Consider the following 22,030-nt stretch of genomic DNA (forward strand, 5'->3'; position numbering starts at 1 on the left):
ATCGGCGTCAATAGCTAATGGCTAGTTAAGCCATGGCACCGCTTGTGACCTGCTGGCAGGCCTTAAGCGCGGCCGCGATGTATTTCTCCACCGATGACACCGAGACCTGTAATTGCTCGGCGATAGCCCGGTGGCCCAAGCCGTCTAAACGGCTGAGCAGCAAGGCATCGCGAGTGTTGGCGGGCTTGTTGTGAAGCAGCGTGTCGATCTCCACCAGCGCTTCGCCGACCAAGGCCCGGGCCTCTTCTGAGGGAGCTTGGGCTTCGGGCACTTCGCCCAGGCCTTGCAGGTAGCAGGTTTCGACGCGGCGCCGGCGATACAGATCAATCACCAAACCTTTGGCGATTTGACTCAAATGGCAGCGGCACAACTCAGCCGTGGGCAGTTGGCCACGGCGCAGCAGGAGTAGGTAGACGTCTTGGGCGAGGTCCGCCGCATCCACGGCGTTACCCAATTTGCGCCGCAGTAAGCGGCACAGCCAGCTGTGATGTTCAACATAGAGTTTTTGTAGTTGTTGCTGAAACGCGAACGATCCGCTGTCCACCTTGGCTCTCCTTTGCCAACCCTGCATCTGCTGACTTTGACTGATCCTAATAGAAATGATAATTACTATCAATTAGTTATTGTCTAGTCGTTCTACACACAGTTAGCACTCATGTGCACGCAGAGGCTCTGGAATAGTGTTCTACAAGATTACAACACTTCAGCATTACCCAGGCAAACCATGCCCGGCATCGCGTCTTAAGCCTAAGGAGTTCAGTTACCTCGCAGTCAGCTAGCACCAACGAGCCTATACATCGGGCGCATGCGCCCATTTTCAGTACCCTAGGTGGAACCTATCCATGATGGAAAACATCCCAAACGCCGCCCCCCATCTGCCCGTCAGCCTGTATCAGGAACAACTCTGGCTGATCCAGCAACAACAGCCCCAGCAGTGCTTTCAGCAACTACGTGCGTGGCGTTTAGCCGCAGCGGTAGATATCAATCGCCTGACTGCTGCCATCCACAGCGTGGTCACGGCCACCCCTGCCCTCAGCAGCCGCTTGGTATTCAGCGACGATGGGGATTTGCAGCATCTGGCGTCGCCCCAGAGGTCCAGTGGCTGGAAGCTGTTGCAAGCGCCCTCCACGGCTGCCGCGCAGCAATTGCTGCTGAGTCAACAAGCGGCGCCCTGGGATGCCGAACAGCAGCCACCCTTTCAAGCGCTGCTGGTGATCACCCCTGAGCAATGTGTGCTGGGCCTGTTAGTGCACCGACTGCTGGATGAGCAGTTCAGTCCTGAGCAAGTGCTGCGCGCCATCGACAATACCTACCACGGCCAAGCGCTGAACCTGGCGCCACAAACCACGCCTTTGCTCGTGCCACAGTCCACCGACAATGCGCCTATTCACTGGCTGCGCAGCGAGCCAAGCGCGGTGCTTATCCGCAGCTCTTACGCCGCGCCCTATAGCCAACCCCTGACTCAGCACTGGCACAGCCGTATCAGCGGGCTTACAGCGACCCAGCTCGCCGTGCTTTTTGCGCTGTTTATCGCCAAGCAAGGCCAGCAACCGGCCCTTGGTTTGCAGGTCCGCCAGCACAGCGGTCTTAGCCGCTTGGTGCTGGGGCCGTTATGCAGCGAACAAAGCATTGGCAAAGCCATCAGCGAGCAGACCGACAGTGATCAACGCCTGCTGAACAACGCACAATTGCCCTGGCTTTATGTTCAGCTTTGCCCGGCAGCCGAGCGGCTACACAGTGAGTTGTTTGATGAAGAACTGCTGCTGCCCAGCGCCGAACAGCGCCCGGATTTAGAGCTGAGTATTACGCCGAACGGCGATCAGCTAGCGCTGCGCTTAAGCACCGGTGCAGCGGTTAACCCGGCCCTTGCGGAACAATTGCTGCGCAGCTTCTTAAGCCAGCTGGCCGGTCATAGCGGCGTGGCACTGCCACCACTTATTGCCCCACCTAGCCAGCCAGCCGGGGCGCTAAGTCCTGAGCAGACCGCGCAAATTATTCTGCAGCAATTTCGCAGCGCGCTGGATGAACCGACGATGCAAGTGGGCGACGACTTTTTTGATTTCGGCGGCCATTCCCTGCTGGCCACGCGCATCATCGGCAAACTGCAAAACCAACACGGCATCGAGCTGCAATTCAATGACTTCTTCAGCGCGCCGACCGCCCAGCAGTTGGCCGCTTGTGCGCAGTTTAGCCAGCCCAAATCCAGCCACGCGCAAACCCCCACCAGCCTTGAGCTAAAAAGCCCGCTGGCCTTGGCTCAGGCGACGTTATGGCGGGCGTATAAGGCCTTTGATTTCGGTAAGATTTTTAACTTGCCCTTTGCCGTGCACTTTCTCGAGCCCGTGGATGAAGAGGTGTTCAAGCAAGCCTTCAGCGATCTGCTGATTCGTCATGCCAGCCTGCGCACCCTGTACAACGAGGCCGACGGTGTGGCCTATCAGCAGTTAGTGCCGGTCGCCGAGCTGGATCAATACCAATGGTTTTGGTCGAGCGCCGAAAGTGTCGGCTTAAGCGTCAAGGACGAAGCTCAGCATCAGTTCGATCTGACCCGCGAGCTGCCGCTGCGCGTGCGTTTCTTTACCGATGCGCAGAGCCAGCAGCAGAGCTTGTCGTTGCTGGTGCAGCATATGGCGATTGATGAATGGTCGCTTAACGTCATGCTCGATGAGCTGGCCCACGCCTATCTCGCCCGCGCCAAAGGTCAAACACCGGTGTGGTCAACGGAGGCGGCGTCCTTCCATGATTTCGCCCGCGAACAAGTGCGTCAGGGTCTGGACCTGCAGCATCTGAAGTACTGGACCAGCATGCTGCGCGATGCCACCCGTGGTCTAAACCTGCCACTTACACCTGAAGAAGCCCAAGCCGGCCAATCTTCCGGGGTGGCCGCCGATTGGTTGGCAATCACACCCAGCCAAGCCACCATCGACAAGCTGTACAGCGTCGCCCGCGAACAGCAGTCGTCGCTGTTTAGTCTGGTCTACAGCGCCATCGCCATTGCCCTGCATAAGTTGGGACAGCTGCCAGACCTGATCATCGGCACCTCCGCCTCCGGGCGCAGTGAGGCGCAGTACCACCAGAGCGTCGGCTACTTCACCACCATGGTTGCCCACCGCGTGCAGTTCAGCGGCCAACACAGCGTGGCGCAGTTGATCAAACAGGTGACCCAGACCATCAATACCTCCATGCCCTACGCCGACGTGCCGCTGGAGCATATCCAGCAGGCCCTGGGCATGACCGCCGCCGATGGCTTGCTGTTTGATGTCTATGTGCAGATCCACGCCGACAACGCCCTAAACGGCGAGCTGCGCAGCCCCGAAGGCAAAGCGATCCGCTACCGGCAAATTGACCCGGATAAAACCGAATCGATGTTCGGCCTGCAGTTCGAGATTATGGAGAACTTCCTCGACGGCCAGCGTTGCCTGCGCTTGCTGCTTACCCATCGTCTGGAACGTTATCCCCATGCCCTGGCGCAGCGCATCAGCCGCAGCATTGAGCAGTTGCTGGAGCGCTTTACCCAGGACGATCTTAACCACCTGAGTCTGGCCCAGATCGAGCTGTAATAAGCACCATACTCCGACCATTAAAAAGCCCTTGCTGAGTTCAATCGGCAAGGGCTTTGACTTCCCCCAAGTTTTGCGCCACTCAAAACTTGGGTTTATCCATAAACTGCATTGAGTTCGGCTGTTGCACAAAATCGACTAGTGTACCCTCCATGACCAAATAATTAAACGCATGTTAACCTGATGTGTTTTTTGCCGGCACGCTTCTATGCAAAATTTCCTAACCGATGTTTTCGTAAAATTAGAAAAGACAAAGCGGTTATGGAGCACGAAATGAGTGCAATTAAACAAAAAACCCTATTTAATGAATAATACTCAAGCAATAACCCAGCAATTAGCGCCCCAAAACCAGACCCAACATTAAAAGCCATGCCTATTAAGGCATTAGCTTCATTAAAAAATTCAGGCTTAAATAAATTCGGAACACTGACAAAGGCAGTAATAAACATTGGCGTCATTGCAAGACCAATAAAGAAGGCGATTACAATAGCAAATATAGAAGAGGCTACAAAACCCATAAAAATCGTGATCAAACCTACAATCGCCGGCATAATCAAATATGCGAAATTAGAAAATTTTTCAGGAATTTTAGCCTTTCCATATAGCAACCCTCCAACAATCCCCGCCAGCGAAATAACAGCAACTAAAATCCCTGTAAAAGAAGCTGTCACATGGCTGCTGGACCAAGCGGCAAATGATATGGTGCAAAATCCTATTACTAATGAAAATCCAAACATAGGTATCGTTAGCGCCAACCCTCCAGTAGATATCAAGAGTGATTTTTTCAGAGTATTTTGAGTTTCAGATTTAGTTGCCTTTTTTCCAAAAACACCCCACACATCTCGTCCTGCTCTAAACGCAAAAAAGAACAGAGAAACTGTGCTCATAGCAACAGCTAAGCCGCCCAATGCGATGGCCCATTGCGGACCTACCGTACTCCAAACCAGAGCAACCAATAGAGGGGTACATACAAATACACATTCCTCTAGAGTCGAGTCTAATGTATGTAGCAACTTTCTCTCGGTCTCATTCTTAGATATTATCGACCATACCGAACGCAACACCACACCATTTAGCGGCGCAATTAAAGACGCAACCATGACAAGAAAAAACCCCAACAAAGAACCTGTAACATCATTAAAAAAGAATGCCGCCGAAACTATCAATATAGTCGTTAATAGCGCCATAACAGGAAGAGTATTCCTGGGGCTATACTTGTCAATAATCCTCCCTCTCCATGGTGAAGTAAGAGATGAAAAAATCATAAAGCAGACTGAAACGATACCAGCCGACAAAAACTTATCATTTTGTAAATAGATTGCACTTAATCCAAACGGAATGAGTCCTGCAGCAAGTCTTCCTAAGCTTACTGATAGCAATAACCCAGCAAACCCCGGCCTCATAAACAACTCTCTATATGAAATTCGACTTTCAATCATCGAAACTTCAACTCTATTATCATTTAAGCCTGCTCCAAATTTTCAAAATATCTACACCTTCATCTATAAACGAATCATCCTCGGGTCCATTCGACTCGCTTGACTCTATCAACAACTACCCCTTCATACGCCTTGGCGCAACTCTAGCAATGATATTATCGCCAGCCAAAATAGGACAAAATAATATTCAAAAACCCTCTTGGCAGCTGGCTTATATGCTTTAAGCAAGTACCGCTTACCAAAAGTTCTTTCTAGTCGCGGCCGATACCATAATAATGAATCGAATGAAGATAAAGGGACTAGTTTATTTTCCCTTAATCCCACATATGAATGAGCACGACTGGAAATACAAGCAGGACACTCCCAACCATCAACAGTAATCGACTTTAAATCCAGTTCACTTACTGCGCCACGGGGTTAGACCGCGTGCTATACGAAATTACTGGGGGGCACACTAAACCTTAGCGCAGCACCCAAGGCAGCCTGCATTTGACCCTCAGTTGCATCCCCACGCTGCGCGTCAGAACCACGACGAAGTACATCGCAACTAGCGTGGCAATACGCAGCCTGGCCACCAAGCTTCGGCAAATAATGGTGGATGGGTAAGGCGCCATCCACCCTACTCGCTGCTTTTTAAGCAGACCTTATCGAGAGCAGGTCTTGCGGGACAAAACCTAGCCCGGCGGTAAGCCGTAGTGTTGGAAGGCACTGCGCGCCAACAGGCGGTAATGCTTGCGGCCCAGTAGCTGGTTGATGATATGGGCGTTACGCCCGGCACCGATGCCCAGGTCCGGCGAGCCGACGCCGTGCTGGAAGATCTCGGCGTTGTGTACAAAGATCTGTCCGGCGCCGCCATCGATGCGCTGGGCGCGGAAGTCGCTATCGACAATGCAGTCGCCCTGCTCATCGATGGCCAGCACGCTGTCTTTAAGACGCTCAAACCACTGCGGCCAGGCATGGGCATAACCGGTGGCAGCCACCACCGCATCGGTGGCCAGACTGCCGGCTTGGTTAAGCTGCTGATGCTGGAACTGCACCTGGGCCCAACCCGTTTGCGTGCCTGCGACTATGTCCTCCACCGCGCAGTTGGAATACAGCGCCAGGCCCGGATCACGGCCGCCGATGGAGCGTTCATAGAGCAGATCGAAGATATCCGCGATGGTCGAGAAGCTGATGCCCTTGTACAGCAGGCCCTGCTTGGCCACCACCTCACGACGGGTATCCCGCGGCAGGCTATGAAAGTAATCCATGTAGGCCGGGGTAAAGCACTCCTGGCCGAGTTTGGAATACTCCATGGGATGAAATCCCGGCGCCCGGGTTAGCCACTGAATCGACGCACCAGCCGCCACTCGCTCAGGTGTGAGCGCACTGAACAGGGCCAGCACGCACTCCGCCGCGCTCTGCCCCGAGCCGATCACCGTAACTCGTTGGCAGCCCTGCAACAGCTGCTGATGCTGAGCAAATTCAGCCGAATGCACCAGCGGCACTTGGTTAACGCTACGCGCCCACTTAGGCAGGTGCGGCACGGTGCCGATACCTAGGGCCAGATGCTGGCTGCTGTACTCACGCTTAAGCCCCGACACGGATTGGCTGTGCAGGACAAAGCGCTGGCGGCCAGCGTCGTACTGCACATCAGCAACCTCCTCGCCAAAGCGGCAACTGGGCAACTGTTGCGAGGCCCAGCGACAGTAATGGTCGTACTCCAAGCGCGGCACATGGAAGTTCTCGTGGTAGTAAAACTGGAACAGCCGGTCGTGCTCGTGCAGGTAATTCAAATAGCTTAAGGGATGAGTCGGCTTGGCCATGGTCACCAAGTCGGCGAGAAACGGCACCTGTAAGGTGGTGCCCGGCAGCAACATGCCTGCATGCCAGCGAAACTCCGCTTTGCGCTCCAGAAACACCGCGCTTAGGTCGCTGTGTTCGGCCAGCAGCGCCGCCAAACCCAGGTTAAACGGGCCAATGCCAATCCCGGCAATATCGATATGAGTCATACTTCCTTTCCTCGATGCGAATCATGAGCACGCAAGGCGGTTAGTCCTTGCCCGCAGGTCGTCTGCCTGCGGTGTTATGGCTTAGGCGACGCCTAGTAATTGTTCAACTTCATGGGCATTGCGGCACGGCAGCAGTTGCCCCGGCGTAAGCGCCACGGCAAAGGCCTCCTGCAAACGGGCAGCAATGGTTTTTAAATGCTGTGGGCGCAGGCCCAAGCTGATGAAGTCCTGAGCGGTGTCGTCACTGCTGGCCCCCAGCACTTGCAGATAGATCGCCAACACTTGTTGCGCCTTAGCGTTACGAGCCGTTGGCGTTGATGTGGGCGCTGCACTGACGGGCTGGGTTGGCTGCGACTGGGTCAATAAGCTGCGCGCGCGGTGGCGATCAGGCTTGCCGTTTTGCGACAGCGGCAACTCTGCCACCTCAATAAAGCGCGCCGGCACATGGGATTGCGGCAGTTGGCTACGGGCCATCTGGCGCAGTTGCGCTTGGCTTAGGCTCTGGCCTGGCTGGGGCACATACAAGACGCCCAACAGGTTGTCGCCGCTAGTGGCCTCGGGGTAATCCACCACCAGCACCTGCTTAAGATCGGGCTGTGTGCTCAGGGCCATTTCAATATCCGGTAGCGATACCCGCACGCCGCGCACCTTCACATAACCATTGACCCGGCTATCGAACAGCAGCGTGCCATCGGCGCGATAACGGCCGCAGTCGCCCGTGCGAAAAGCCCGTACCGGCTCGCCGCGCTCAGTCTTAATCGTGACGAAATCGGTCTGCGAAAGCGCCCCGTCCTGCAAGTAACCCAGGGCTAGATTCACCCCAGCGGTATGGATACGCCCCACCACGCCGACGGGACAATGCGCGCCATGCTCATTGAGCAGGTAGTAGCTGTTGCCCGGCAGCGGCCGGCCATAGGGCACGTTGCCCGGCTCACTGGGATCGATCTCATGCCAGATACTCCAGATGGTGGTTTCTGTCGGCCCCCCCAGAGAAATCAAGCGCGCCTGCGGGCACAGCTGATGCAACTGACTGATCAGCGCCGGCTTGATGTAGTCGCCGCCCTGGGCGAACAAACGCAGACTCTGCCAGCTGTGTTGATTGCGACAGGCCAGGAGCATCTCGAGGATCGCCGGCACCGAGCACCAGAGGCTGACCTGATGCTCGCTGATCAGCTGATTCCAGCGCTGCGCGTCTTTGTCTTCACCCGGTCCCGGCAACACCAGCTTGGCACCGGCGACAAAACTGCCGAGCACATCAAACACCGACATGTCGTGGTGCAGCGGCGTAACCGAAATCAGCACGTCCTCGGCGCTCACCTGCCACTGCGCCAGGGTGCTGCCGAGCACATTGGCGGTGGCGCGGTTATTCAGCACAACGCACTTAGGTTTACCGGTGGTGCCCGAGGTATACAGGTAGTAGGCCGGCGCTTCGCTGCGCGACAAAGCGCTGAAGTCGGTTGCTAACTCCGTGCGAGGCGCGTGGGCCAATAACGCCGCGGGCGTGCTGTGGCGATGGTTAAAGGCCGGCGCCTGCGCACTGACCACCAAGGCCGGTTGGCAGTTATCCAGCAGGTAATGCAAGCGCTCGCTGGGCGACGCCGCATCAATCGGCACCCAGACCAAACCACCCAAGGCGCAGGCCAAGGTCAGCATGCTGTGCTCAGGACTGCGCGGCAGACAAATCGCCACTACTTCGCCGGCCTGCAAGCCTAATGCCTGCAAGCCACCGAGCATGCGCTTAACGCTGTCACCCAGCGCGGCGTAGGTCAGTTGCCGTGAGCCCTGCACCAGGGCGATACGCTGATTGTTTGGGTCGAAAATATGCCCGGCGATACGCCCCAGAAAGTCCTCCTGACTGGCCGCCTGTGCCTGGCTGTTAAAGCGGTAGTGCTCGTTAGTCAGCGCCGGCTGCGCGGCCAGGGCCAAGTCGGCATGGCTCGTGATCGCCGCCACGCTGGCGGCGAAGCTCTGCAAGATAGCGCTGACGATTTGCCCATCGAGCGCTTCACGGGCGTAATCGATCTCCACCCGCAGATCGCCCTGGGCGGTTGCCGAAAAGCGCAGATCCAGTGCCACCTGCGGCGTCTGGGTGAGGCCGTCGACCCACTGCATGGGGCTGCTGGCAGATGCCGCAGGCCACGACAGGCCATTGGTGATCACCACCGGGAATACCGGCCCAGGGTTTTGCCCGTCATACAGCAAGCGGGCCAGATCCACGCCGCTGAAGGCCAGATGTTCCAGCCCTTGCATGACATCCACCTGCAAAGCGGCGGCGCGCTGGATAAACTCAGCATCGCTGCGCGCCCAGTTAAGCGCGATAAAACTCGAATGATTAGCCAGCGCGGCACTGGGCGGTGGCGCCACAGGTACGGCCACCAGCAAGTCGCCTTCACTGAGCCAGTGACTCAGCACCTCCAGCGCCAAAGCCATGACCACGCTGTTTTTAAACAATTGCTGACGCGCGCCCAGCTTGGTTAGCGCGACAAACTGCGCGCGGGGCACCACTTGGCTTAGGCGCGCGTAACGCGATTGCTGAATCTGCTCAAGCGCCACGCGCCACGGCAACCGTGGCCCCGGCCTAAGCCCTTGAAGTTTGCTGCGCCAATAGCGGCTGGCGCTTTTGCGCTGCTCGGCCAACTGCTCCGGCACTGCTGCCTCTACTGGCGGTAATTCGGGTTCCACCACGCCATCGAGCAATTCCAGAAGCAAAGCGCCGATGGAGCGGCCATCGACGATCAGTGCATCGAAGCGGGCAAACACCCGCACAGAGTCATCGGGCAAGCTAAAGCAGCTGATATTCCACGGCGAGCGGCTGAAATCGAACAGCGCGTGGGCATAGTCATCGCGGCGGCGCTGCAATTCAGCTAATGCCTCGGGCAAAGAAAGATGGTTCAGGTCAATCTGCTCGAAGTTAACCTCTGCCTCGTCACTGACCCACTGCACCAAACGTTCAGGATCAATCCGGCGGCGCAGACTTGGGTGGCGCTTGACCATGGTCTGTAAGCGCGCTTGCAGCAGTGCAGGCTCAATCTGCCCGTGATACTCGCGAAACTCCTGCATGGCCACACCGCCGAGCACATGGTCGCTGCGCCGGCCGAGCAGATAAGCCTGCTGCAGGGCATTGAGGGGCTGCTCTACGCGCCGGGGTTTGCCGGCAGATGCCGGCAGCGGCTGATTAAGCGGCTGGCCATCCTGCGCGACCGCCACCAGCAGGTCGCGGTAACGCGCAAACAACTCACTGAGCCATGGCAGTGGCAAGGCATCCAGCCGGGTATCCCAATTGAGCAAAATACCACCGTCACTCAGCGCAGATTGGGCATCGATGGCCACCTGCGGGCCTTGGGACATCAACCAGTTGAGCTGACCAAAAGCCTCTGTGACGTGCCCGCTAAACAGCTCACCGCCGGGTAAATCCAGGGCGGCGGTAAACACCACAGGCGCAAGCTGTGGGGTGCCGTGCCAGCGCGATAAATCGCGCATCAGGCTGACCCCGGAGTAACTGCTGTGGGCCAGCAGATCGACCATCTGTCGTGCCAGTTGTTGGCACAGCTCAGCCACAGTGTTGGCGTGTTCGAGATCGACACTCAGGATCAGCACATTGGCAAATTCCCCGACTGTGCGCTCAATCCCCGGCAGCAGCGGCGCGCGCCAGAAAGTCGGTACGTTCAAGCGAAACTGACGCTGCCCGCATTGCTCGGCCAAGGCCAGAGCAAATACACCCAACAGCAAATTGGACAAACTCACCCGCTGTTGCCGCGCCTGCAGTTGCAAGGCTTGGCGTTGCGCGGCGTTCAACCAGTGACTGAAACGGTGGCTCTGCGCCTGCTCAGCCGGCGTGGGCTGAAACGGCAACTTGGGCGCCTCGGCCACCTGCTCCAAACGCTCGCGCCACCAGCGCCGGTCATGCTCGCGGCGACTGCGCAGCTCGGGGTCAGCGCGCCACTTATCCAGCCAGCTGAGGTAATCGGCCGGTGCCGGCAGGGTCACATCTGGCTGCAGATACAAACGGGCTAGATCTTCGATCAGGATGCGCAGACTGGAAGGGTCAATGGCCACCATGTCGGTGTCCAGGTGCAGGCGAAAACGCTCATCACTGAGCAAGCTGAGGGAAAACCGAGCGCCCTGCCCGTTGGCTAAGTCCAGCTGCTGGTGGCTCCAACGCTCGCGCTTGTGCTGCAACTCACGCTCGCTGGCTAACTGCCCCAGCGTTTGCCAATCGTCCACCTCTAAAACCGCCGCAGGCGTAGCGAGCTGTTGCTGGCCATCGCCGGTGATGCGTACGGCGAGCATCGGGTGTAATTCATACAGTCGCTGTAAAGCTTGTTCCAGTCTGGCCACATCCAGCTTGTGACCAGCAAATTCGGCGTACAAATGGGCCGAAACTCCACCTAACTGCGCATGGGCATCACGCCCAAACCAGCAGGCGGCCTGCATCGCTGTTAACTCTCTCATGGCTCACTCGCGCGGTTGACAAATCCCTGTGTTTGGCGCCTTTTATTTAGGAACGATTATCATTATATTTCAAGACAAAATTTATTCGGACAATTCAGCCAAGGAGGCTTTAGATGAGAACTGGCACGCTGCCATCGACTCCTCGTGATGCAGCACAACCTATTGATAAATATCGTAGTTTCTCGTTTACATCAGGAGATCGCGAACTCATCACCCAAGGCATACTGGAACGCCTGGACACCCCGGCTGCCGGCGGTTTCGACCCACAAAGCGGCTTGCAACAACAACTTAAAATTGCCTTCGAAAACGCCCGACAAAAGGGTCATAAAAACCCCGTGGTGGTCGGCGCCATTCCCTTCGATCCCAGCCAGTCTTCTGCCCTCTTCATCCCCGAACACAGTGAATGGCTCGAGCGTGCCAGCAGCACTCCTGACAGCCTGCAAGGCACCCAGCCGCCGCTAATCAGTCAGCGCAATATTCCCGAAGAAAGCGGGTTTAAACGGTCGGTCAAACACGCCATCGTCAACTTCCAACACAGCGATGTGCGCAAGGCCGTGTTGTCGGTACAACGCGAGTTAGAGTTCGCTCAGGATGTGGATCTGCGTTTGATGCAAAACACCCTGCGGGTACAGAACCCGCACGGTTATCACTTCTGCGTGCCGCTGGCCGACGGCGCGACCTTGATTGGCGTGAGCCCGGAACTGCTGATACGCAAACGTGGCCGGCATTTTATTTCCAACCCCTTGGCCGGCTCGGCCAAACGCATGGCTGACCCGCAAGCCGATCAGCTCAGCGCGCAAAACCTCGCCAACTCGGCCAAAGACCATTACGAGCACAGCTTCGTCACTGAGGACATCGCCGCGCAATTGGCCGGTTTGTGCCAAACCCTGGAAGTCCCGGCACAGCCGTCGCTGCTGAGCACCGCCGCGCTGTGGCATCTCTCGAGCAAGATCGAGGGGCAGTTGCTCGATGAGCAGACCAATGCCCTGCAACTGGCTTGCCGCCTGCACCCAACGCCAGCCGTGTGCGGCTATCCGACGGAGCTGGCGCGTCGCTTGATTCGCTTTGTCGAGCCATTTGAGCGAGGCCTGTTTAGCGGCATGGTCGGCTGGTGTGACGCCGAGGGTAATGGCGAATGGGTGGTGACCATCCGCTGTGGCTTGGTCAAGCGCAATCAAGTGCGCTTGTTTGCCGGCGCCGGCATCGTCGAGGCATCCGTTGCGGACGCCGAGTGGGCCGAGGTGCAGACCAAGCTCGGCACCATGTTGCGCGGCTGCGGCTTAAGCCAATAAGCCCTTCTGACATTCACCCTTTTGAAGTGACGGCAATGACTATCGAATTTACTCCCTGGCCGGCCACCCGCGCCGAGCTGTACCGTCAGCGCGGTTACTGGCTTGCGCAACCGCTGACGCAGATCCTCCAGCAAAACGCTCAGCCGGATGACATCGCCATCCTCTGTGGTGAGCGCCAATTCAGCTACGCCGAGCTCGATCAACGTTCCACTAACCTGGCCGCACGCTTAGCCGAAAGCGGCCTCGGCCATGGCGACAGCGCCCTGGTGCAACTGCCTAATAGCGCCGAATTTTATCTGGTCCTGTTTGCCTTGCTTAAGTGCGGCGTGGTGCCGGTACTGGCGCTGTACAACCACCGGCAGATGGAGCTGCGCAGCTATGCCGAGCAGATCAAACCCAGGCTGTTGATCGGCTGCCGCGAGCATGAAGTGTTCCGCGACGACGCCTTTATCCACGCCCTGAGTGAGCAAGGCATTCGCCCACCGCTGAAGCTGTTTTTGCATGACCGCGATTCTGCTTGCGACCTGACCCGCTGGCTGAACGAGCCCCCCAGCACGCTGTGCCCATACGCCCCTACTCCGGCGGACCAAGTGGCACTGTTTCAGCTGTCCGGCGGCAGCACCGGCACGCCGAAACTGATCCCGCGCACCCACGATGACTACCTCTACAACGTGCGCGCCTGTGCCGAGATTTGCGGCCTGTCGCGACGTACCCGCTTTCTTTGCGCGCTACCTGCCGGGCATAACTTCCCGCTCAGTTCCTCCGGCGCCTTAGGCGTGTTTTATGCCGGCGGCAGCGTGGTGATGGCGAGCAGTCCCGAGCCCAGCAGTTGCTTTGCCCTGATTGCGCGGCACCAGATTAATACCGCCGCCTTGGTGCCCAGTGCCGTGGCCTTGTGGCTGCAAGCGGCGCCCAGCCATGCCGAGCAAATTGCCTCTCTTGAACTGCTGCAAGTCGGCGGCGCCAGCTTTGCCGAAGCGTTGGCGCGGCAAGTTCCGAGCGTCTTGGGCTGCCAGCTGCAGCAGGTGTTTGGCATGGCCGAAGGGTTGATCAACTACACCCGTTTGGACGATCCCCAGGAGTTGGTGTTTACCAGTCAGGGCCGGCCGATTTGTCCGGACGATGAAATCAAAATCGTCGATGAACAGGGCCAGCCCGTGGCTGCGGGTCAGCCGGGGATCTTAGCGACCCGTGGCCCCTACACCTTTTGCGGCTATTACCTGAGCCCTAAACACAACGCCCAGGCCTTTGATAACGAGGGCTTTTACTACTCCGGCGATATCGTTCAGCAGTTGCCAGACGGCTATTTGCAGGTGGTCGGCCGGGTGAAGGATCAGATCAACCGGGGCGGCGAGAAGATCGCCTCGGAGGAGATCGAAAACCTCCTGCTTGGCCACGCCGATATCACCCACGCCGCATTGGTCGCCCTGCCCGATACGTTGCTTGGGGAAAAAAGCTGCGCCTTTATCGTCAGCCGCAATCCTGCCCTCAAGGCCGTGGCGCTACGGCGTTACCTGATGGCGCAAGGCATTGCTGAATACAAGCTGCCGGATCGGGTGCGCCTGCTCGAACAGATGCCTCTCACCGCCGTCGGCAAGATCGACAAGAAACAATTGCGCGAACAGCTCAACCAAGAGCTGGATGCCGCCGCACAAGGATAACTGCCCCATGTCGCAAGCCATTGATTACCCCCTGCCAGGCCGCGCCGAGCTGCCGCCAAACCTGCGCAGCAGCCAGCTGGATGCCAGCCGCGCATTATTGTTGATCCACAATATGCAAGAGGACTTACTCAGCCATTACGCTGCCGATGGCGCCCTGTTGCATGGCGTTTTGCACAACCTGGAGGGGCTGCGGCAATGGGCCGAGCAGCATCAGGTGCCGGTGCTGTATACCCGCCAGATTGATACGGGCGAAGCCGTACCCTCGCCCCTACTCAGCCAACTGCAGCCCAGCGACAGCGGCCAAGTGCTGAATAAGTCCAGCCTCAGCAGCCTGGCGGACGGCCAAGTGCTGGCCAAGCTCAACGCCGCCAACCGCGATCAACTGCTGTTAGCCGGTGCTGATGCGTACGGCGCAGGGCTGGCCACGGCCCTCGCTGGCGTTGATCAGCAACTTGAGCTGTTCGTCGTGGCCGATGCGCTGCTGGCGGACAGTCGTGAACAGCATCAACTGGCGCTTAACTACCTGAGTCAGCGCTGCGCCCAGCTACTGCTCAGCAGCCAGCTCGACGCGACTGCCAATGACCAAGCGCAGCAAGCCCTGTGCACCTGGCTCGGGGAACGGGTGCTGCAACTGATCGAGGATGAAGATCAGCTTGATCCGCAGGAGAACCTGATTTTCTACGGCCTTGATTCGCTACAGGTCATGAAAATCGCTGCGGAGCTGAAAGAGCGTGGCGTGCTCATCAGTTTTGATGAGTTGGCTCGCACGCCAACGTTAGCCCATTGGTATGGCCTGATCGGCCAGCGCTTAAGCGCCAGCTAAGAGCCGCCGCGGGGCAAGCACCAGGCCCCGCGGCAGGCGTTTAAACCTCAGGAATTTATTGGCCGCGCCTGCGCGCCACGATTTAACAGGGAGTGTCTCATGCAGCTGTCCAGCGCCGATCAAGGCAAACTCGAAGACTTTTGGCAGCACTGTTTGACCCATCAATATTTCAATGTGGGCTACCCTGAAGCGGCGGATTTCGACTACCGACCGCTGCACCGCTTTATGCATTTTTCGCTGAACAACTGCGGCGATTGGGATGCCCCGAGCAACTACATCCTCAATTCCTTTAGTTTTGAAAAGGAAGTGATGGCCTACTTCGCCGAGCTGTTTGAAATCCCCTTGCAGGACAGCTGGGGCTATGTCACCAACGGCGGCACCGAGGGCAATATGTTTGCCTGCTACCTGGCCCGGGAGCTGTTCCCCGATGGCGTGCTGTATTACTCGCGGGATACTCACTACTCAGTGGCGAAAATCGTCAAACTGCTGCGCATGCCGGCCCGTGCCGTGGCCACCCTGAGCAATGGCGAGATCGACCACAACGACCTGATCAGCAAGATCGCCATCGATGACTGCGCCAATCCGCTGATCTTTGCCAATATCGGCACCACCATGCATGGGGCCACCGACAATATCAGCCTGATCCAGCAACGCTTGGCGGATCTTGGCATCGCCCGCAACGACTACTACCTGCATGCCGACGCCGCCCTAAGCGGCATGATCCTGCCCTTTGTCGAAGCTCCCCAACCCTATAACTTTGCCCATGGCATCGACTCCATCAGCGTGTCGGGGCACAAGATGATCGGCTCGCCAATCCCCTGCGGCATCGTCCTAGCCAAGCGTCATCATGTCGAGCGCATCTCGGTGGATATCGACTACATCAGCGCTCAGGACAAAACCATCAGCGGCTCGCGCAATGGTCATACACCGTTGATTATGTGGGCCGCGCTGCGCAGTCACAGCCACGAGCAATGGCGGCAGCGCACCTTGCGCTGTTTGGAGCTGGCGCAATATGCGGTGGAACGGTTTAAGGCCGCTGGGGTTGCAGCCTGGCGTAACCACAACTCGATCACGGTGATTTTCCCCCGCCCCTCAGAGCACCTGTGCAAACAACACGGTCTCGCCACCTCAGGCGCCTGCGCACACCTGATCGCCACGCCCCATCATCGCGATCACAGCCGCATCAGTCGCTTGATCGATGACATTACGGCTGATCTCAAACTCAATAGCAGGCGCAACGCGCCGGCGAACCAGCCCTGTGCCGTGCATACCCTGCCAAGCGTTGCACGGCCACGCTCCATGGCCGCGGACTGATACGCAGCTACATGCCCTTGCAGCCCGGCAACAGGCCACTTCTATGGCGGGTTAGTGGCCTCGACGCTACATCATGCTGCTCACGCAGCCGCGCGCAGTCCGGGCAAGTGCACCAGCGACCAACCGGCGTCGGGCGCGCCCAACGGCCGGCGCTCAGCGAGTTCAGGGGCTAACTGCAACAGGCTCTGAGCCAGGTCGCCAATCATCCAGTTCGGGGTATTGGACGCGATGACGCGGCCATCAGCGGCTAGCAACAGCGCTTCGTTCTCCAAGCGCATCAGGCTTTGGATCAGCAGACGCTCGACGTTGTGCAATGACAGATCCAGGCCCGCCACGCCAATAAAACGCCCTTGCACGTACATCGGCACGGTGAAGGTCAGCACATACATATTGGTGCCGTAGAGGTCGATGTAGGGACCTTCCACCACGCTTTTGCCTAAGTCACGCGGGCGGCTGTACCAGAGCATTTCGGTGTAGTCGTAAAAGTTTTCCCGGTTGCGGTCGAAGTTGGGTCGCAGCGGCAGGGTCTTACCGCCGTCCACAAGGTGCCACCACTCCAGATGCATCTTGCGGTCGCCCAAACATCCGGGTTCGACCACCACCCCGCCGCCACAGCCAAAGGTGCCGCAAGCTTGGAGCATCTGTTCGATAGCGGGTCGTAACAGGGCCAAATCGCGGGCATCCGGTTGACGGCCCTCGGCGATAACTCGCTCCCAGAGTTGCAGATTTTCCTCTACTAGGTGCCGAACCTGGCTGAAGATAGCTCCTAAGGTGCTATCGAGCTGCGCCACGCAGATCGATAGAGGGTCATTGTCGCTCTGGGCAAACATGGCATTACCTCACGCAGGTTTTTTACTTTTTTTTATGTGTTGCAACCAAGGGCAGATCGCTTGGGTTCGGGCGCGGGACTGGGTATGTCGAGCGAACACTGCTCGCCCGCTCATACAAATCTCACGCACGTTGGTACTGAGCTCGCATGCTGGTAGATACATCGTACAGCTGCACATAATTTGCACGCTTGTACAGAATCTAAAGCCTTGCGGCGCTCGTGGAAACTCAACTTTGGTCTTTTGTAATACTCCCCCGCTCAACCATCAGCTCACCGGGCACTTCAGTGGCGGGCGACAGAGCGGCGCCTGCTGGCTGCGCAGTGCTCGCCAATAACTCCAGGCGCAACCCGATCAGGCGCTTGATCCCGCGGCTCACATGGGCCTCTGCCAGTGCGCCGGCCAACACGCCATCGCCGCCGACCAGCGCTTGCAAAATAGCCCGATGTTCTTGCTCCACGACGCCGACATCGCCGCCCACGGCCTCCAGCCAGAGCATTTCGCCGACCTCCGATTGCAAGCGCATCTCGGCATGGGTCAGGCGCAATGACTGCGCGGCAGCAGCTACCTCAATATGAAAACGGGCGTCGGCGCGGTGCCGGGCCAAGCGCGTACTGGCTTGGCTCAGGGCATCTATATGTTGGGCGATGCGCGCCTGTTGCTCGGGCGAGCTGCGCTTAGCCGCCAGCCGCGCGGCCGTGCCGGAAATAGCGATGTGCTCATCGCCCAAGTCACGCAAATCCGGCCCGCTCATCTCGCACAAACGCCGTAATAGCAGTGCCTCTGGCACTTCCACCGGCGCGCAGACAAAGCTGCCGCCGTTGCGCCCGCGCCGTGTCTCGATCAGCCCGCGTTGGCGCAACACCACCAGGGCCTCGCGCAAGGTCACGGTGGCGACGCCCAGTTGCAGCGCCAACTCACTCTCGCTAGGCAGTTGCTGACCTTCGGTAAAGATGCCCAGGTCAATGGCTTCCATGAGCCGACGTGCCACCTCATCGGTACGACCTTCCTGGCGTAACCGAATAAAGGCTGTGCTACGCGCAGTATTCAAGGAACTCATGAGTACTCCAGATTGAAGGTAAAAAATTCAGCAGCCGCGACACAAACTGGCCATCCATTCAAGCCAGTCCACTCGCGGGTGTTCCGCACAGGATGAAGCCCCCTGCACAGGCCGGCGCAGTGGCGCTGCTAAACGTACATTTCCACATCTTATAGCGATCACTTGCCGGGGGGTACCGCTTATGCGTGGGCTCACGTCTTCATTCCCTTCATCAATATCGTGCACAAGGCCCTGTAGTTGTCATCTAACATTAAGATATGTTTTTATATGTTTAAGCCCGAGATGGCAAGCGCCTAGTCCTAGGCCACCCCGTTCACTTGCCATCTGTTCCACTTAATAAGACCGACTAAGGGATATGCCATGCAAACCAAACTTCTGATCAACGGCCAACTGATTGATGGCGCAGGCAGTCCTTATGCCGTCTACAACCCGTCTCTGGGTACGGTGCTGGTGAACATTGCCGAAGCCAGCAGCGCGCAGGTCGATGCCGCTGTTGAAGCTGCGGATCAAGCCTTTGCCGCCTGGTCGCAAACCCCGCCCAAGGATCGCGCCAACCTGCTGCTGAAACTGGCCGAGCGCATCGAAGCTGAGGCCGAAACCCTCGCGCGGCTGGAGTCGCAAAACTGCGGCAAGCCCTACTTGGCGGCACTTAACGACGAGATTCCGGCCATCGCGGATGTGTTCCGCTACTTCGCCGGTGCCAGCCGTTGCATGAGCGGTAGCGCCGGTGGTGAATACCTGCCTGGCCACACTTCGATGATTCGTCGCGACCCGCTGGGCGTGGTTGCCTCGATCGCGCCGTGGAACTACCCACTGATGATGGTCGCGTGGAAACTGGCACCGGCCCTGGCTGCCGGCAACTGCGTGGTGCTCAAGCCGTCGGAGCAGACGCCGCTCAGCGCCCTGAAACTGGCCGAGTTCATCGCCGAGCTGTTCCCCGCGGGCGTGGTTAACATCCTCTTCGGGCGCGGTCCGAACGTCGGTGAGCCACTGGTGACCCATCCCAAAGTGCGCATGGTGTCGCTGACCGGCTCGGTCGCCACCGGCAGCCGGATCATCAGCAGCACAGCCAGCAGCGTCAAGCGCACCCACATGGAGCTGGGGGGTAAGGCTCCCGTGCTGATCTTCGACGACGCCGACATCGACGCCGCCGTGGAAGGCATCCGTGCTTTTGCTTTCTACAATGCCGGTCAAGACTGCACCGCCGCCTGCCGCCTGTACGTGCAGCAAGGGGTGTACGAGCGTTTCGTGGAACAACTCGGTGCCGCCGTCGCCACCATTCGCTATGGCCTGCAGGACGATCCGGAGACTGAGCTGGGCCCGCTGATCACCCGCGAACACCTGGAACGCGTCGAAGGTTTTGTTGAACGCGCCAAGGCCCAGCCGCACATTCGTGTCATCACTGGCGGCAAACGCGTCGAGGGGCCTGGCTTCTTCTTCGAGCCTACGGTGCTGGCCGACGCACGCCAGGACGACGAAATCGTCCAGCGCGAAGTCTTTGGCCCGGTGCTGAGCATCACCCCCTTCACCGACGAAGCCCAAGCCCTGGCCTTCGCCAATGACTCGGACTACGGCCTGGCCTCGTCGGTCTGGACCGCTGATGTCGGCCGCGCGAACCGCCTTGCCGCCCGCCTGCAATACGGCTGCACCTGGGTCAACACGCACTTCATGCTGGTTAGCGAAATGCCCCACGGCGGCATGAAGCACTCGGGCTACGGCAAAGACATGTCGATGTACGGCCTGGAAGACTACACCTGCGTACGTCACGTCATGTTCAAGCATTAACAGCGCCAAAAGCGCCCACTGATAGTCCGCATTGCACCCTGGTGGTGCTCTGCGGGCAGCCTTAAGCCCGTGATCCGGGCCTATCGCTACAGCGCAATGCAGGCCAAGGCAGGCCAATACTGAAATACATATAAAATAATATGTTATGGCATGAGTCGTGCTTTCGCTCCGGCCAACGTATTAATACAGCCTTCATTGTTACCTCGCGGCAGCGCCGCGGTAACGCCTTACGAGGTGTGCACCATGCTTATCACCGGCATCAAGAGCCGACCCATCTACGACCGCCTGCAACCCATGGCTGGCGGTTTGCGCCACCTGATCGCAGGTCAGGGCAGCGGCGGTACGGCGATGTTTCGTCTGATCCAGGAAATGACTGCGCAACAACGCGCCAACACCACCCTGCTCTATTCCACCGAGACATTCTCCGGGCATAACCACCTGGCAACACTGCAACAGGCCGATGTCGCGGGCTTGCAGGTATTCGCCAGCAACCAAGCGCTGATCGACGCCCTCGCGCAGCTGTTGCGGGATGCGCACATGGGCACGCGCCTGTATCTCAGCGGCTCGGAAAGCTTTATCGGCACGGCCATGCAGGCCGCCAACGCGGTCGACCTCAATCGCGACGAAGTGCTGCGCGAACACAGCGGCACCTTGGTGCGCCGGGTCTGGTGTGCGCACTGCGACACCTACACCGAGAACGTCACCCAGCGCCTGTTTGTCTGCCCTGGCTGCAAACTCAACTTGGTCGTGCGTGACCACTATTCCCGGCGCCTGGCGGCCTTCCAGGGCATCAAAGCCGATGGTGAAGTCCCGGGCGAACTACCACCTGCCGAGGAGCTGGACACATGAGTAGCCATAACGGAATTCTCAAAGTGCGGGTTGCCCGCATCGAAACCCTCACCCCCGAAATCAAGCGCTTCACCTTGGTCGACCTAGAAGGCAAGCATTTGCCCGCGTTCTCCGGCGGCAGCCATGTGGTGGTGGTGATCGACGACGCGGACAGCACCTATCGCAATGCCTATTCGTTGATGAACTCGCCGTACGACTCCAGCGCCTATCAGATCGCGGTCCGCCGCGTCAGCGAAGGCCGTGGCGGTTCGCGCTTCCTGCACAGCCAAGTCAAGGAAGGCGACTTGCTGCAAATCATGCAGCCAGCCAACCTCTTCCCCTTGGCCAAGCATGCGCGCCAGCACATTTTTATCGCCGGCGGCGTGGGCATCACCCCGGTCTACTCGCAACTGGATGAGCTGCATCTCAAACAGGTCGATTTCGAGCTGCACCTAGCCGTTCGTGGCCCGGAACACGCCACCCTGGGCCTGGAGCTGCAAGCCAAGTACGGCAAACACGTACACCTCTATGTAGATGGCCAAGGCCCACGCATGGATATCCGCCAAGTGCTCGCGCAGCGGCCGCTGGGCAGTCACGTTTACGTGTGCGGCCCGGACAGCATGATCGACGACACCATCGACAGCGCCCATGCACTGGGCTGGACCGACAGCCACATCCATTACGAGCGTTTTGTCGAGCAAGGCTCGCTGGGCGAACCCTTCAGCGTGACGCTGGCGCGTCAGGGCGTGACCCTCGAAGTGGCACCCGATCAGTCCCTGCTCGAAGCCGCCGAAAAAGCCGGCTACGCAGTGCCGTACCTGTGCCGTGGCGGCGCGTGTGGCTACTGCGAAACCACCGTGTTGGAAATCGAAGGCGAGCTGGACCATCGCGATGACTGGCTCAGCGAAGAAGACAAACTGAGCAAACGCAAATTTATGCCGTGTGTTTCACGCGCCAACTGCAGCCGTTTGGTCGTAGACCTCTAAGATAGGAAGTAA

The 22,030-nt window shown here is 58.4% G+C and carries 14 protein-coding genes; 8 read left to right on the forward strand and 6 right to left on the reverse strand.

The window, feature by feature from the left end:
* Nucleotides 1-25 precede the first annotated feature (25 nt).
* The gene (locus NTD81_RS08475) at nt 26-544 is read right to left on the reverse strand and encodes a sigma-70 family RNA polymerase sigma factor (protein WP_262181575.1); all 519 of its coding nucleotides are present in this window, start codon (nt 542-544) and stop codon (nt 26-28) included.
* A 298-nt stretch (nt 545-842) separates the two neighbouring features.
* Here NTD81_RS08475 and NTD81_RS08480 point away from each other — a divergent pair, with 298 nt between their 5' ends.
* Nucleotides 843-3,560, forward strand: a complete 2,718-nt coding sequence (locus NTD81_RS08480; protein WP_262181577.1) for a condensation domain-containing protein — start codon at nt 843-845, stop codon at nt 3,558-3,560.
* A gap of 206 nt (nt 3,561-3,766) precedes the next feature.
* Here NTD81_RS08480 and NTD81_RS08485 read toward each other — a convergent pair whose 3' ends face one another.
* The 3 genes from NTD81_RS08485 to NTD81_RS08495 form a co-directional block, all read right to left on the reverse strand.
* A complete protein-coding gene (locus NTD81_RS08485; RefSeq protein ID WP_262181579.1) occupies nt 3,767-4,999 on the reverse strand; it encodes an MFS transporter in 1,233 nt (410 codons plus the stop codon).
* Nucleotides 5,000-5,673: 674 nt separating this feature from the next.
* Complete coding sequence (gene basC, locus NTD81_RS08490; protein ID WP_262181581.1) at nt 5,674-6,990, reverse strand: putative histamine N-monooxygenase; 1,317 nt, start codon at nt 6,988-6,990, stop codon at nt 5,674-5,676.
* Nucleotides 6,991-7,071: 81 nt separating this feature from the next.
* Nucleotides 7,072-11,442: an amino acid adenylation domain-containing protein gene (locus NTD81_RS08495; RefSeq protein WP_262181584.1), complete on the reverse strand. Its 4,371-nt coding sequence runs from the start codon at nt 11,440-11,442 to the stop codon at nt 7,072-7,074.
* A gap of 113 nt (nt 11,443-11,555) precedes the next feature.
* On the opposite strand from NTD81_RS08495, the gene NTD81_RS08500 reads away from it, so the two are divergent.
* From NTD81_RS08500 to NTD81_RS08515, 4 genes are all read left to right on the forward strand, one after another.
* A complete protein-coding gene (locus NTD81_RS08500; RefSeq protein WP_262181587.1) occupies nt 11,556-12,734 on the forward strand; it encodes an isochorismate synthase MenF in 1,179 nt (392 codons plus the stop codon).
* Between the two features lie 35 nt (nt 12,735-12,769).
* Nucleotides 12,770-14,395 carry a (2,3-dihydroxybenzoyl)adenylate synthase gene (locus NTD81_RS08505; protein ID WP_262181589.1) on the forward strand — a complete coding sequence of 542 codons (1,626 nt, stop codon included), beginning with the start codon at nt 12,770-12,772 and terminating at the stop codon, nt 14,393-14,395.
* 7 nt (nt 14,396-14,402) lie between these two features.
* Nucleotides 14,403-15,218, forward strand: coding sequence for an isochorismatase family protein (locus NTD81_RS08510; RefSeq protein ID WP_262181592.1), 816 nt, complete (start codon nt 14,403-14,405; stop codon nt 15,216-15,218).
* Nucleotides 15,219-15,317: 99 nt separating this feature from the next.
* Nucleotides 15,318-16,532 carry a histidine decarboxylase gene (locus tag NTD81_RS08515; protein ID WP_262181594.1) on the forward strand — a complete coding sequence of 405 codons (1,215 nt, stop codon included), beginning with the start codon at nt 15,318-15,320 and terminating at the stop codon, nt 16,530-16,532.
* Nucleotides 16,533-16,612: 80 nt separating this feature from the next.
* On the opposite strand, the gene NTD81_RS08520 is transcribed toward NTD81_RS08515, so the two are convergent.
* Nucleotides 16,613-17,362 (reverse strand): cache domain-containing protein, encoded by a 750-nt coding sequence (locus tag NTD81_RS08520; protein ID WP_262181596.1) that lies wholly within the window; start codon nt 17,360-17,362, stop codon nt 16,613-16,615.
* Between the two features lie 226 nt (nt 17,363-17,588).
* Nucleotides 17,589-18,419 (reverse strand): FadR/GntR family transcriptional regulator, encoded by an 831-nt coding sequence (locus NTD81_RS08525; RefSeq protein ID WP_262181599.1) that lies wholly within the window; start codon nt 18,417-18,419, stop codon nt 17,589-17,591.
* A gap of 360 nt (nt 18,420-18,779) precedes the next feature.
* On the opposite strand from NTD81_RS08525, the gene NTD81_RS08530 reads away from it, so the two are divergent.
* The 3 genes from NTD81_RS08530 to NTD81_RS08540 all read left to right on the forward strand — a co-directional run bounded on the left by NTD81_RS08530 (nt 18,780) and on the right by NTD81_RS08540 (nt 22,018).
* Entirely contained in the window at nt 18,780-20,204 is a 1,425-nt protein-coding gene (locus NTD81_RS08530) for a gamma-aminobutyraldehyde dehydrogenase (RefSeq protein ID WP_262181601.1), read from the forward strand.
* 243 nt (nt 20,205-20,447) lie between these two features.
* Complete coding sequence (locus tag NTD81_RS08535) at nt 20,448-21,053, forward strand: dimethylamine monooxygenase subunit DmmA family protein (RefSeq protein ID WP_262181604.1); 606 nt, start codon at nt 20,448-20,450, stop codon at nt 21,051-21,053.
* Entirely contained in the window at nt 21,050-22,018 is a 969-nt protein-coding gene (locus tag NTD81_RS08540; RefSeq protein WP_262181607.1) for a PDR/VanB family oxidoreductase, read from the forward strand. Before NTD81_RS08535 ends, NTD81_RS08540 begins: the two co-directional genes overlap by 4 nt.
* Nucleotides 22,019-22,030: the final 12 nt, after the last annotated feature.

The sequence above is a fragment of the Pseudomonas sp. 5P_3.1_Bac2 genome, from assembly GCF_025465995.1.
Lineage (GTDB): Bacteria > Pseudomonadota > Gammaproteobacteria > Pseudomonadales > Pseudomonadaceae > Aquipseudomonas.

What these genes read in the sequence shown, in the direction of transcription:
- NTD81_RS08525 (WP_262181599.1), bottom strand. Translation starts at nt 18,419, where the DNA reads ATGAGTTCCTTGAATACTGCGCGTAGCACAGCCTTTATTCGGTTACGC.
- NTD81_RS08540 (WP_262181607.1), top strand. Translation starts at nt 21,050, where the DNA reads ATGAGTAGCCATAACGGAATTCTCAAAGTGCGGGTTGCCCGCATCGAA.
- NTD81_RS08530 (WP_262181601.1), top strand. Translation starts at nt 18,780, where the DNA reads ATGCAAACCAAACTTCTGATCAACGGCCAACTGATTGATGGCGCAGGC.
- basC (WP_262181581.1), bottom strand. Translation starts at nt 6,990, where the DNA reads ATGACTCATATCGATATTGCCGGGATTGGCATTGGCCCGTTTAACCTG.
- NTD81_RS08520 (WP_262181596.1), bottom strand. Translation starts at nt 17,362, where the DNA reads ATGTTTGCCCAGAGCGACAATGACCCTCTATCGATCTGCGTGGCGCAG.
- NTD81_RS08535 (WP_262181604.1), top strand. Translation starts at nt 20,448, where the DNA reads ATGCTTATCACCGGCATCAAGAGCCGACCCATCTACGACCGCCTGCAA.
- NTD81_RS08500 (WP_262181587.1), top strand. Translation starts at nt 11,556, where the DNA reads ATGAGAACTGGCACGCTGCCATCGACTCCTCGTGATGCAGCACAACCT.
- NTD81_RS08515 (WP_262181594.1), top strand. Translation starts at nt 15,318, where the DNA reads ATGCAGCTGTCCAGCGCCGATCAAGGCAAACTCGAAGACTTTTGGCAG.
- NTD81_RS08485 (WP_262181579.1), bottom strand. Translation starts at nt 4,999, where the DNA reads ATGATTGAAAGTCGAATTTCATATAGAGAGTTGTTTATGAGGCCGGGG.
- NTD81_RS08505 (WP_262181589.1), top strand. Translation starts at nt 12,770, where the DNA reads ATGACTATCGAATTTACTCCCTGGCCGGCCACCCGCGCCGAGCTGTAC.
- NTD81_RS08495 (WP_262181584.1), bottom strand. Translation starts at nt 11,442, where the DNA reads ATGAGAGAGTTAACAGCGATGCAGGCCGCCTGCTGGTTTGGGCGTGAT.
- NTD81_RS08480 (WP_262181577.1), top strand. Translation starts at nt 843, where the DNA reads ATGATGGAAAACATCCCAAACGCCGCCCCCCATCTGCCCGTCAGCCTG.
- NTD81_RS08510 (WP_262181592.1), top strand. Translation starts at nt 14,403, where the DNA reads ATGTCGCAAGCCATTGATTACCCCCTGCCAGGCCGCGCCGAGCTGCCG.